14 protein-coding genes are annotated in these 11,882 nt (G+C 67.6%); 7 read left to right on the top strand and 7 right to left on the bottom strand.

Features of this window, described 5'->3' with window-relative positions; genetic code table 11:
* Nucleotides 1-466 precede the first annotated feature (466 nt).
* A complete protein-coding gene (locus B0920_RS06135) occupies nt 467-2,257 on the bottom strand; it encodes an amidohydrolase (protein WP_078031660.1) in 1,791 nt (596 codons plus the stop codon).
* 201 nt (nt 2,258-2,458) lie between these two features.
* Between B0920_RS06135 and B0920_RS06130 the strand changes: the two genes are divergently transcribed.
* The gene (locus B0920_RS06130) at nt 2,459-2,737 is read left to right on the top strand and encodes a hypothetical protein (RefSeq protein WP_078031659.1); all 279 of its coding nucleotides are present in this window, start codon (nt 2,459-2,461) and stop codon (nt 2,735-2,737) included.
* 265 nt (nt 2,738-3,002) lie between these two features.
* Nucleotides 3,003-3,314, top strand: a complete 312-nt coding sequence (locus B0920_RS06125) for a hypothetical protein (RefSeq protein ID WP_143745666.1) — start codon at nt 3,003-3,005, stop codon at nt 3,312-3,314.
* 16 nt (nt 3,315-3,330) lie between these two features.
* Here B0920_RS06125 and B0920_RS06120 read toward each other — a convergent pair whose 3' ends face one another.
* Together B0920_RS06120 and B0920_RS06115 are read right to left on the bottom strand one after the other, a co-directional pair.
* Nucleotides 3,331-4,494, bottom strand: coding sequence for a tyrosine-type recombinase/integrase (locus B0920_RS06120; RefSeq protein WP_078031657.1), 1,164 nt, complete (start codon nt 4,492-4,494; stop codon nt 3,331-3,333).
* Between the two features lie 71 nt (nt 4,495-4,565).
* Complete coding sequence (locus B0920_RS06115; protein WP_078031656.1) at nt 4,566-4,937, bottom strand: four-helix bundle copper-binding protein; 372 nt, start codon at nt 4,935-4,937, stop codon at nt 4,566-4,568.
* 154 nt (nt 4,938-5,091) lie between these two features.
* Between B0920_RS06115 and B0920_RS06110 the strand changes: the two genes are divergently transcribed.
* The 3 genes from B0920_RS06110 to B0920_RS06100 all read left to right on the top strand — a co-directional run bounded on the left by B0920_RS06110 (nt 5,092) and on the right by B0920_RS06100 (nt 6,357).
* Nucleotides 5,092-5,538, top strand: a complete 447-nt coding sequence (locus B0920_RS06110) for a DUF411 domain-containing protein (protein ID WP_078031655.1) — start codon at nt 5,092-5,094, stop codon at nt 5,536-5,538.
* A 12-nt stretch (nt 5,539-5,550) separates the two neighbouring features.
* The gene (locus tag B0920_RS06105) at nt 5,551-5,883 is read left to right on the top strand and encodes a copper-binding protein (protein WP_078031654.1); all 333 of its coding nucleotides are present in this window, start codon (nt 5,551-5,553) and stop codon (nt 5,881-5,883) included.
* Between the two features lie 111 nt (nt 5,884-5,994).
* Nucleotides 5,995-6,357, top strand: a complete 363-nt coding sequence (locus B0920_RS06100) for a hypothetical protein (protein ID WP_078031653.1) — start codon at nt 5,995-5,997, stop codon at nt 6,355-6,357.
* Here B0920_RS06100 and pnuC read toward each other — a convergent pair.
* Nucleotides 6,347-6,925, bottom strand: coding sequence for a nicotinamide riboside transporter PnuC (pnuC, locus tag B0920_RS06095; RefSeq protein ID WP_218669371.1), 579 nt, complete (start codon nt 6,923-6,925; stop codon nt 6,347-6,349). The genes B0920_RS06100 and pnuC overlap by 11 nt on opposite strands.
* Before the next feature lie 98 nt (nt 6,926-7,023).
* The gene (locus B0920_RS06090; protein ID WP_078031651.1) at nt 7,024-7,521 is read right to left on the bottom strand and encodes a pyridoxamine 5'-phosphate oxidase family protein; all 498 of its coding nucleotides are present in this window, start codon (nt 7,519-7,521) and stop codon (nt 7,024-7,026) included.
* A 191-nt stretch (nt 7,522-7,712) separates the two neighbouring features.
* Between B0920_RS06090 and nadB the strand changes: the two genes are divergently transcribed.
* Both nadB and B0920_RS06080 read left to right on the top strand, forming a co-directional pair.
* The gene (nadB, locus tag B0920_RS06085; protein WP_078031650.1) at nt 7,713-9,341 is read left to right on the top strand and encodes an L-aspartate oxidase; all 1,629 of its coding nucleotides are present in this window, start codon (nt 7,713-7,715) and stop codon (nt 9,339-9,341) included.
* 27 nt (nt 9,342-9,368) lie between these two features.
* Nucleotides 9,369-10,268 carry a DMT family transporter gene (locus B0920_RS06080; RefSeq protein WP_078031649.1) on the top strand — a complete coding sequence of 300 codons (900 nt, stop codon included), beginning with the start codon at nt 9,369-9,371 and terminating at the stop codon, nt 10,266-10,268.
* Between the two features lie 131 nt (nt 10,269-10,399).
* On the opposite strand, the gene B0920_RS06075 is transcribed toward B0920_RS06080, so the two are convergent.
* Together B0920_RS06075 and B0920_RS06070 are read right to left on the bottom strand one after the other, a co-directional pair.
* Nucleotides 10,400-11,185: a pirin family protein gene (locus B0920_RS06075; RefSeq protein ID WP_078031648.1), complete on the bottom strand. Its 786-nt coding sequence runs from the start codon at nt 11,183-11,185 to the stop codon at nt 10,400-10,402.
* Nucleotides 11,186-11,321: 136 nt separating this feature from the next.
* On the bottom strand, nt 11,322-11,708 hold the full coding sequence (locus B0920_RS06070) for a DUF5329 domain-containing protein (protein ID WP_078031647.1): 387 nt from the start codon (nt 11,706-11,708) through the stop codon (nt 11,322-11,324).
* Nucleotides 11,709-11,882: the final 174 nt, after the last annotated feature.

Below are 11,882 nucleotides of genomic sequence, written 5' to 3'. Positions count from 1 at the left end.
CCACCAATCCGGCATTAACTCGACAATATATTTGCTAATGTCGAGTGGAGCCATCAGGTTTCAGGACCTGGTCTTCCGCGGGCCAAGTGTGCAGGACCGACAGGTCTTCGTCAGGGCGCGGTCGAGGATGCCGATCTGCGCTGCGCACCCCGATCTGCGCTGCGCACCCTACAGGCGGCTCGCTACCATAAGAGCTCGGGATGCCGACCACCTCCTCGTGCTCGGCAGAGGTGTTCTGCGCGGCTACCCCTATCGCGAGGTCCAGTATGCTTGCCGCCAGCGCTCCATACGATCGAAGCGCGCCAGCCGACTTCAGGGCCGGGCGGTCGCACTCTCGTCCACAAGGGCAGACCTCCACACAAGTCCAGGTCCTTGTCGTTCGGATGCGGAGTTGCGCTCCCCTGCCCGCTCCGGCTACCCGGGGCGCCCCCCCGGACCGGTGCGTCGCTCGCCCTCTCGGGAGGCTTCAGCGGTTCTGGTAGCCGCCGAAATACTTCACCGGGCTCCAGGACGGGCTCACGGCCGGCAATGCGGGCGCAAGTTGTTCAAACTCGCCGCTCCCATGAACCACCTTCCCTCCCACGATGGTGAGCACGCTTTCGAGGTCCTTGATCTTCTCGGCGTCGATGGTGAAGTAGTCCGCCGGCAGCACCGCGAGGTCGGCGTACTGGCCCTTGACCAGTTTGCCCTTGAGCTTTTCCTCGCCGCTCATCCAGGCGCTGCCCGTGGTCATCAGCTTGAGGGCTTCATGGCGGCTCAGCACGTCCTGTGGGCGCCAGGTGGCCAGCCCGCCGGCGGTCTTGCCGGTGACCGCCCAGTAGAGCGAAGGCCAGGGGCCGTAGCTGCTGACCCGGGTGCCGTCGGTGCCCAGGCCGACCGGCAGGCCGAGCTCGAGCATCTTGCGGATCGGCGGCATCTGGCGGGTCTGGGCGCCGTACTGCTTCCAGTAGGCTTCGCCCTGGAAGTACATGCGGTTCTGCACGGCGATGCCGCCGCCCAGCTTCTTGATGCGGCGCAGCTGCTCGTCGGTGACGGTCTCGGCGTGGTCGACGATCCAGCGCAGGCCGTTCAAGGGTGTGGCCTTGTTCACTTTTTCGATCACGGCCAGGTCGCGCTCGATGCTCTCGCCATAGGTGGCGTGGATGCGGAAGGGCCAGCGGTTCTTCACCAGCAGGCTGACGACCCGCTCCAGCTCGTCTTCCATGTGCGCCGGCAGCTCGGGACGCGGCTCCAGGAAGTTCTCGAAGTCGGCCGCGCTCCACACCAGGTTCTCGCCGGCGCCCTCGGTGGTGAAGCCGTTGGCGTAGAACATGTGCTCGTTCCTGTCCGGCTTGGCCGTGGCGATCCAGCGCTGGTAGTCCTCGAGCTCCTTGCCCGGCTTCTGGACGAACAGGTAATAGGAGGTGCGCACGCTCACCTTGCCTTCCTTGGCCAGTTCCACGGTCACGCCGTAGTCGTCCGGATAGGCCTGGCCGCCGCCGCCGGCGTCGATCGCGCTGGTGATGCCGAGGCGGTTCAGCTCGCGGTAATAATGCAGGGTCGAGTTGACCTGGTCGGCCCTGGCCAGCTTGTTGGTCTTGGCCAGGGTGGTGTACAGCACCATGGCGTTCGGCTTGGCCACCAGCAGGCCGGTCGGTTTGCCGTCCGGGCCCAGCTCGACCACGCCTTCGTTGTATTTGGTGTCCTTGGTATAGCCAAGGGTCTCGATGCCCTTCTTGTTCAGGAAGCCCAGGCCGTAGAGGTAGAGGATGAACACCGGCTTGTCGGGCACGGCGGCATTGATCTCGGCCAGGGTCGGCAGGCGCTTCTCCTCGAACTGGTATTCGTTCCAGCCGCCGACCACCTTGACCCACTCCCCTTCCGGCGTGCGCGCCGCCTGTTCCCTGAGCATCTCCATCGCGCGCTTGAGGGTGCGCACGCCGTCCCAGCGCACTTCCATGTTGTAGTTCAGGCCTTCGCGGATGACGTGGGTGTGGGAGTCGTTCAAGCCCGGGATCACGGTGCGGCCGCCGACGTCGATGACCTGGGTCTGCGCGCCCTGCAGCTTGAGCACCTCGGCGTTGCTGCCGGTCGCGGCGATCCTGCCGTCCCTGATCGCCAGCGCCTGGACGAATTCGCCGTCCCTGGCCATGGTGGCGATCTTGCCGTTCTTGAGGATGAGGGTTGCCTGGGCCTGCGCCTGGGCCTGGGCCGCGCTGGCCGAAAGCAGGCCGGCGGCCAGCATGGAGGTGGTGAGCAGTTGTGTGAGGTGTTTCATGGGACTCCCTGTTGGTGTTCTTCGATGGCGACAGTATCGGGCCGGCGTTCGATATTGAAAAACGGATAATATCGACCGTGCCGTTCGATTTTTTCGACGATAAGGCAAGCGGCCCGCGCACGGGAGACGCCATCGGTTTGCGCCGGCCTCTCCCCTGCGGGAGAATGGACCCATGCGAACTGGGCACTCGAGAGGAGCAGCATGAACATTACGGTGAAGAATACGACGCCCGATACGGCGCGCATCACGCTGGTGGGCGAACTGGGCGACGGCAGTTTCGATGCGAAGGTGATGGCCGAGACCGACGTTCCCTACACCCCGTACTGGCAGAACCAGATCGAACAGCGTATCGTCTACATCCAGCCGGATGGCGAGCAGCTCAAGTCGATCCTGACCGCGCTCAACGAGCGCAGACTGTCACTCGACGAGTTGCAGAACTACGGCAGCTCGGCCGGTGGAACCTCGTCGATCCCGGTCTAGGACTGGGACGGATCCGTAACTCCAGGACATTGCGGATTCTCGATCAATCGCAACTCCAGGCATTACGGAATATAAGCATCAGCCCGAAGCACGAGAATCATTGACGCGGGTCAATGTGTTGCGGAAAAGCATTGATCGGCTGTCGCGAACAAGCAATGGATGCGTTGCGCGCGCTTGCATTACAGTACAATGAACTCATCCCGGCGCCACCGCTGCATGCGGACGCGGCGCCGCGTGGAGCGATCGTAGCGAGATGGAGATCATCGTGTCTGGCATATTCCTGTTTCTGGCGCTGGTGCTGCTGGGTGTCGTCGGCCTGCTGACCATGGCGCCCGCGCTCCGCCTTCTGAACTTCGTCCACTACGAAACCACGCGCGCCGTCATCCGCATCAACCGCTACGCCGCCAACCGCCTGCTGCTGCCGGCCGTGGTCTTCCTCGGCGGCGCCTACCTCACCGACCTGCATCCCGAACTGAGCCTGGCCCTGCTGTTCCTGGGCCTGATGTCCATCCTCGCCGCGGTGGTCTGGATCGCCGCCGGCGTCACCCGCCTCCAGCACGAACCTTCCCAGGCCTGAGCGCCCGGGGCAACCGCTAGAACAAGCCCCTGGCGGCCGGCGAGCCGACCAGTTCGTCATGCCTTTCGTGGTCCTGCTTGTGCAGATAGGCCGCCGTGGTCGCGATGTTCGCATGGCCGGCGGTATCCTGCAGGGTCTTGAGCTGCACCCCGTTGTTGGCGTGGTTGGTGAGCATGCTGTGGCGCAGCCAGTGGGTGGAAGCCTGGCGCAGGGCCGAGGCGCTGTCGCCGTCGCCCTGGGCCGCGGCCTGGTCGGCGGCCGCCTGGAACACGGCCTTCAGGGCTTCGGACGCCGCCTCGTCGGTGACGCGCACGAATTCCTTGCTGCGGCTGGAGAGCACCAGGGGCATGCGGTCGGCGCGGCCGGTCTGCTCCGGCAGGCCGTAGGCGCGCCGGTAGTCGCGGTAGGCCGCCAGCATGGCCGGTGGCACCGGCAGGCGGCGCGGCTTGGCGCCCTTGCCCATCACGTCCAGCCACCAGCGCCCGTCGCCTTCGCTGTAGATCGCGCCCATGTGGGCGCCGACGATCTCGTTCAGGCGCGCGCCGGTCTGGGCGAAGGCGATCAAAAGGAAGCGGTCGCGCTCGCGCTGGCGCAGGGCAGCCTCGCTGTCGGCGCCGCGCGCTTCGACCGCGCCCAGGGCCAGGGCGATGGCCTGAGGGCTCAGATAGCGGGTGATGCGGCTGGCGTGGGGCGCGCGCACGTTCCTGACCAGGCGCGCCGGATTGCGGCGCAGATAGCCGGTCTGCTCGGCATAGGCCAGCAGCCCCTTCACCGCGATCATGGCCTGGCGCCGGCTGGGATCGGACAAGGGCCCGGAAAAGGGCCGGTAGCGCGGATCGCTGCGCGGCCATTTGGTGGCCGAGATCCATTCCGGCGGCGGCTGGCGCAGGAATTCCTTGTAGGCGTTGAGGTCCGCCACATTCAGCTGGTGGAAGGTCTTGCCGGCTTCTTCGCGGCACCAGGTCAGGAAGCGGTAGAGCTCCTTCTGGACGTTGGCGATCGATTTGGCGCTCAGTTCGCCGTGCGCGATGTATTCGCGTGCGATCTCGACGTCGTTGGCGGCGCCCGTGATCGGCTCGTCATGTGCGCCGCGGGCGCCGCGGCCGGCGCGCGTCGCTTGCGCCCGCTCCGCCCCCTCATCTGGCGGCGGGTCGAGGTCGATGGGCAGGAAAGTCGGCATTGGGGGCAAGGTTGAGTACTGTGCTTATATACAGTATAACATTGCCCCTCCCCTGCCGGAAGAGCGGGCCTTCAGTGCGGTGCGGGCACCCCGAAGCCGGCCGCAGGCGCCGCCTGCCCGCCCATCCGGCGGCACTCGGCGGCGCAGCGGCGGCAGGCGGCCGCGCAATCCTGGCAGTGCTGCATGGTATGGCGAACGCATTCTTCGGCGCACAGGTCGCAGACCTCGGCGCAGGCGATGCAGACCGCCTGCGCCGCTTCGCCGCCGCGTGCCATGATGGACGCGGCGGTGCGGCAAAGCTGCGCGCAGTCCATGTCCAGCGCAATGCAGCGCGTCATCATCTTGACCCCGTCCTCGCCCAGGCAGGCGGCTGCGCAGGTGTCGCAGGCGTCGGCGCAGTCGTTGCAGGCTTCGATGCAGGTGGTATAACGCGGGCTTTCCATGGCCTTCCCCTATGTAAGTGGATGCTACGAAGGGCGCGGGCGGCGCTCCAGGCTGGTATAGTGCGGGCGTCGCATCGTGGTGGCGACCATAGCATCGCCGGCGCCCACGGGCACGCACATTACCAACACGAAATCCGATTACTCAGGAGTAGCCATGATCAAACGATTCCTCATGCAGACCGCGAGCGCCGCGCTGATCGGGCTGCCGCTGGCCGCCGCCGCGGCCCAACCCGTGATCGAGGTCTACAAGACGGCCTACTGCGGCTGCTGCAAGGAATGGATCAAGCACCTGGAGGCCAACGGCTTCACGGTCAAGGCGACCGACGTCGACAACCCCTCCGACTACCGCGAGAAGTTCGGCATTCCGGCGCAATACGGCTCCTGCCATTCCGGCCGCGTGAACGGCTACGCGCTCGAAGGCCATGTTCCGGCCGCCGAGATCAAGCGCATGCTGGCCGAGAAGCCCAAGGCGCGCGGCCTGGCGGTGCCGGCCATGCCGCTCGGCTCGCCGGGCATGGACCAGGGGCCGCGCAAGGACCCCTATGACGTGCTGCTGGTGAAGGACGGCGGCAAGGCCAGCGTCTACAAACATTACAACTGAGGAGACACGCCCATGAAATCGACGCTCACCCTGCTCGCCGCTGTTGCCGCTTTCGCCGCTTGCGCCGCCCCGGCGCTGGCCCAGGACCAGCATGCCGCGCACGCCGGCCAGGCCGCCGCCGCCGAGATGGCCAGCGGCGAAGTGCGCAAGGTGGACAAGGAGGCCGGCAAGCTGACCATCAAGCACGGTCCGCTGGCGAACCTGAACATGCCGCCGATGTCGATGGCTTTCCGGGTCAAGGATCCGGCCTGGCTCGACCAGGTCAAGGTGGGCGACACCATCCGCTTCGTGGCCGAGCGCATCGAAGGCGCCTTCGTCGTCACCCGTCTGGAAGCCGCGAAGTAAGCGGCACGGGGGGCTAGCTGCTCTCCTACAAGGCCATCCACGGCGCGCCGACAGCCTTGCGCGCCGTGAAGCGGGACAATGGCGGTACTTCATTTCAGGAGGACCGACATCATGAGCACTCCGACCCCTTCCGGCCCGGGCGCCCCGGCCCAGGACGATCCCTCCACCACGCTCGGCGTGGGCGGCGAGACCAGCGGCGAGCAAGGTGCCACGCGCAGCCACGAAACTCAGCAGGAGACCGGCGGCAACGGCGGCGACGGGCTGAGCCGCAACCAGTCCGGCGAGACCACCAATGCCCCGGACGGCTCGGCCGGCCCCACGCTGGACGTCGCCGCCCCCGACAGCGCCATGGCGCGCCCTGGACGCGGCGCCCAGGATACGCGCTCGAGCCAGGCCGGCATCCGCGACACCGGCCTGGGCACGCCCGAGACCGGCGGCAACCAAAGCCCGGAAGACCTGCCGCCTAAGCCTTGAGGCCTGCGGCCTGGGCGCGTGCCAGCTTGCGCCACCAGATCCAGGACACGATGGCGTTGATCCAGAAACCCACATACAGGACGGCGGTCAGGGTCAGCCCGCGGCTGAAGTAGAGGGGCACCGCCACCGTGTTGACGAGCAGCCAGACCGGCCAGTTCTCGATGCGCCGCTGCATCATGAGGAGCTGGGCGATCACGCTGAACACCAGCACGGCCGAGTCGACGAAGGGAGCGTAGGCGTCCGTGTAGTGGTGGAGCAGCGCGCCGTAGGCGGCCGTGCAGGCCAGGCCGAGGGGCACCATCCACAGCAGGGTGCGCCATCCGGCATGGGTGATCGGCAGGGGCGCGCCGTGGTCGCCGCGCGCCCAGCGCCACCATCCCAGCACGCTCGTGCCCACGAAAAACAGCTGCAGCAGCACGTCCGCATACAGCCGGCTCTGCGCGAACAGCAGCCCGAACAGGCTGCAGCCGACGATGCCGGCCCACCAGGTGTGAACGCTGTTGCGTCCGGCGAGGACGATGGACAGCGCGGTGAACACATTGGCCGCCAGTTCGAGGGGGCTCGGGATCGTCATGCCGCAGCGCGGCGCCAGGACAGGCTCATGGTTCGCTCCAGTCAAAACGCCTACTCTACGCGACAGGCGTGACTGGAGGCAAGAAAGCAGGTTTACATCCTGATGGTGCCGTGCTCGGCGTCGACGTCCGGGGTGCTGCCGGTGACGGCCGCCTTGGCCATCGCGAACAGGCGCACCATCTTGCTGTCGTTCGAGTCCCAGTATTCGGCGGCGTGCGGCAGCACCCGCACCAGGACCACGTGCTCGTCGTCCGGGCCGGCCGGGAACCAGGCCTGCACCATCGGGTTCCACAGGGCGCGGATCTGCGCGCGGTCGACCACGCGCTCGGCCGTGCCGCTGACCGACACATAGGTGCTGTCGTCATTGTTGGCGAAGCTGACATTGACCTCGGGGTCGTGGGCGATGCTGTCCCACAGGGCGGTGGTGGTGCGCACATAGAACCACAGGCCGCCCTCGCGGTCGACCTGCTGGTTGGTCATCGGCTGGCTGGCCAGGTGGCCATGCTGGTCGCGGAAGGTGAACATGGCGAAGCGCATCGCGCCGATACGATCCGCCAGCGCGGCGGCGTGTTGGGAATTATCGTAAGACATGGCGATCCTCCTGGATGAGATGCGCCATCCTAGCCCGCTGCCAGGCGGGCATCGGTGCGGCGCCGTACGCTGGCCGGGCGCTGTCCCGCCGCTGTCCCGCCCTCTTCGCCTGCTTACCGGCCGGACGGACGCCTGACGCCGGGTGCGCAAATCGTCTATAGTGATGCCTCTGTACAAATATGACATTCGCCATGAAATTTGACGTCGCAATCGTCGGCAGCGGTCTGGCCGGCCTGTCGGTGGCCCTGCACCTGGCGCAAACGCGCAAGGTCGCCATCATCTCGAAGCGCGAGCTCCTCGACGGAGCCAGCAACTGGGCCCAGGGCGGCATCGCCGCCGTGCTCGATTCGGGCGACAGCCACGACCAGCACATCGCCGACACCCTGGTGGCCGGCGCCGGCCTGTGCGACGAGGCCGCCACCCGCTACATCGTCGAACATGGCCGCGAAGCCATCGAATGGCTGATCGAACAGGGCGTGCCCTTCACCCGCGACGAATCCGCCGAACTGGGCTTTCACCTGACCCGCGAGGGCGGCCACAGCCAGCGCCGCATCATCCACGCCGCCGACGCCACCGGCCACGCAGTCCAGGTCACCCTGGAACAGAAGGTGCGCGCCCACCCCAATATCGCGCTGTTCGAGCACCACTGCGCGATCGACCTGGTCACCTCCGACAAGCTGGGCGCCGACGGGGTGCGCGGCAACACCCCGCACCTGGTGGGCCAGCCGCGCTGCTACGGCCTCTACGTGCAGGACGTACGCAACGGCAAGGTGCTGACCGTGGAAGCCGAGCACACCGTGCTGGCCACCGGCGGCGCCGGCAAGGTCTACCTGTACACGACCAATCCCGACACCGCCACCGGCGACGGCATCGCCATGGCCTGGCGCGCCGGCTGCCGCATCTCGAACATGGAATTCATCCAGTTCCATCCGACCTGCCTGTACCACCCCTACGCCAAGTCCTTCCTGATCACCGAGGCGATCCGCGGCGAAGGCGGCCTGCTCAAGCTGCCGCCGGAAGCCGGACCGGCCGCCGGGACCCGCTTCATGCCGGCCCACGACGAGCGCGGCGAACTGGCCCCGCGCGACGTGGTCGCGCGCGCCATCGACTTCGAGATGAAGAAGCGCGGCCTGGACTACGTCCATCTCGACATCAGCCACCAGGACCCGGAATTCCTCAAGGAGCATTTCCCCACCATCTACGCGCGCTGCCTGGAGCTCGGCATCGACATTACGAAGGAGCCGATTCCGGTGGTGCCGGCCGTGCATTTCACCTGCGGCGGCATCGTCACCGACCTGGCCGGTCGCACCGACATCCCTGGCCTGTATGCGGTGGGCGAAACCGCCTGCACCGGCCTGCACGGCGCCAACCGCCTGGCCAGCAATTCGCTGCTGGAATGCGTGGTGGTGGGGCGCGCCTGCGCCCACCAGATCGCGGCCGCGCCGCGGGTCGAGCATCCGGCACTGCCCGCCTGGGACGAGAGCCGGGTCACCAACGCCGACGAAGAAGTGGTCATCGCCCACAACTGGGACGAGCTGCGCCGCTTCATGTGGAACTACGTGGGCATCGTGCGCACCACCAAGCGCCTCGAGCGCGCCCTGCACCGCATCAAGCTGCTCAAGGAAGAGATCGACGAGTACTACCGCAACTTCCGCATCACGCCCGACCTGCTGGAACTGCGCAACCTGGTCGAGGTGGCCCACCTGATCGTGCGCAGCGCGCTGTCGCGCCACGAGAGCCGCGGCCTGCACTTCTCGCGCGACTTCCCCGACACCCTGCCCAAGGCCCTGCCGAGCGTCCTGACGCCGCGCCGCCGCTGACCGGCGGCGACGGCGGACCGCCTTGCGATGAACCGACCCCAGCTCACGCTCCCGACCATCCTGCTGCTGACCACGCCGCCCATCCTGTGGGCCGGCAACGCCGTGGTCGGCCGACTGATGCGCGACGCCGTGCCGCCCATGACCCTGAACCTGATCCGCTGGGTGCTGGCGCTGGCAGTGCTGGTGCCGCTCGGGCGCGCGGCCCTGCGCCCGGGCAGCGGCGTGCTGAAGAACTGGCGCCGCTACAGCATGCTCGGCCTGCTCAGCGTGGGCCTGTACAACTCGCTGCAATACCTGGCCCTGCAAAGCTCGACCCCGATCAATGTCACCCTGGTCGCCTCCGGCATGCCGGTCTGGATGCTGGTGGTCGGCAAGCTCTTCTATAAAGCGCCGGTCAAGCGGCGCCAGGTGGCGGGCGCGGTGCTGTCGATCGCCGGGGTGCTGGTGGTGATGTGCCGCGGCGACCTGGCCCAGCTGGCAGCGCTGCGCCTGGTGATCGGCGACCTGTACATGATTTTGGCCACCATCGCCTGGTCCTTCTACAGCTGGATGCTGATGGAGCGGCGCGACGCGCCGGAACTGCGCGCCGACTGGGCCGCCTTCCTGCTGGCCCAGGTCGGCTACGGGGTGCTGTGGTCGGCGGCGCTGGCGGGCGGCGAATGGGCGCTCCAGGACCTGCGCATCACCTGGAGCTGGGGAGTGGCCGCCGCCCTGCTCTACGTGGCCCTCGGCCCGGCGATCCTGGCGATGCGCTGCTGGGGCGCCGGCGTGCAGCGCGCCGGTCCCAGCATCGGCGCCTTCTTCATCAACCTGACGCCCCTGTTCACGGCCCTGCTGTCCTCGGCTTTCCTGGGCGAAGCGCCCCACCTCTACCACATCCTGGCCTTTGCCATGATCGTGGGCGGCATCGCCGCGTCGGCGCGCTGAGCCTCGCCTTGCCGCGCGGGCGGCGGCATGGGATCCCGGTGGCGATTAGGCAGCGGCCGACGGGGCGAGCCGGCCCATTTCGCCGGCCGCGTAGCGGCGCTTCGCGTCGGTCAGCTGGGACTGGTCGCTCATCACGAAGGGCCCGACACGGCGAGCGGTTCACGCAGCGCCGGCCCCGCCAGCACGACCGCGCCGGCCGGCGTGGCGCCCGGTTCGATGCGCACCAGGTCGCCATGGCCGAAGCCGAGCACCGAGCCTTCCGGATACGTCTGGCCATCGACGACGATGGCGCCCTCGGTGACCAGCAGGCTCAGGTTCCAGTCCGGCGGCAGGGGGAGCGCCAGCGGCGCATGAGCCTCCAGCGCGATGGTCCAGAGCGCGACGGTGGTGCGCGGGGCGACCGCACCGCGCCGCAGGCCGGCGAAATCGCCCACGTAGCAATACACCTTCGCGCCGCCGAGCACGACGGGCTGCAGCTGTTCGCGTTCGACGTGATACACGGCCGGCGCGGCCAGCTTGAAGCGCGCGGGCAGGTTGACGAAAATTTGCAGCCCATGACATTCCAGGCCTTCGATCTGCGGCACTTCTTCGTGCATCATGCCGCGCGCCGCCTCGGTCCAGTGCATGGCGCCGGGCGGAATCGCGGATGCGTCCCCGAGGCTGTCGCGGTTGATGAAACCGCCTGCGGAGTTCGGCAGCATCAGGGTGACCGCCGAGAAGCCGGCATGCGGGTGGGGCGGAAAGAAGCGCCTGCTCATCCTGAACCAGTCGATCTGCAGCACCGGGTCGAGCTCCCAGGAGAGCGAGGCCGGGTGGATCTTGGCGATGCTCAAGCCCTCGCTCATTCTTTGCCACTCCGGACGCAGGGCGCCAAGCAAGGGGCGGGTCGTCCGGTCGGTCGCGCTCAGGGTTTCCATCCTTGCACCTCTCGTCGGGTGAGAGACCTGAAATGGTCGGCAAGCTTGCCCTTGCCAGAGTAGCACGCTGGACTTGCTCGGCAATATCTCTTCCTTGAGAGCCGGCGCGCGCCGCGCCAAAGCGAAACTCCAGCGGTTACGGTTTGGTCGTGCGGATGCGGGTCAGCTCCTGCAGCAGCCAGTCGCGGCTGCGCACCGGCTCCGCGCCGCCGCAACGCACCCGGTAGGGTTTGCCGGCCATGCTGCTGGCGCTGGCGGCGAGTTCGATGAACTGCTCGGTGCTGGTCAAGCCTTCCTTGCGCCCTTCGATGTAGCGCAGTTTGCGCCGCAGGTGGGCCTCGGCCTGCTCGCCGCCATACCAGCTGCGGTTGCGCTCGAAATGGCAACCGGAGCCTTTGAGCCGCTCCAGCAGGGTGTCGATCTCGGCCCGCACGGCCGGCGACGGCGGCGCGGCGGCCGCGCCCGCGCAGCTCAGGGCGAAACAGAAGGCCGCCAGGACGCGGGCCGGGGCGAAGCTGGGCATGACATTCCCTCGTAAAATGGATGCCCGATGATACCGTGGATCGGCCGCACGGCCATTGTGAAACCAGGCGGACGGAACCATCTAGGCGACATCACCAGGAACACCCCCTCCCCTCGCGGGCCATTATGTTGGCGGGGAATCGTGTTCCGAGCGGCTGGGCGCCGGTGTTACGAT

The organism is Massilia sp. KIM, from assembly GCF_002007115.1.
GTDB lineage: Bacteria > Pseudomonadota > Gammaproteobacteria > Burkholderiales > Burkholderiaceae_D > Telluria.
The sequence above is the reverse complement of the archived record's forward strand: the minus strand, read 5'-3'. Positions and strand labels throughout refer to the sequence as shown.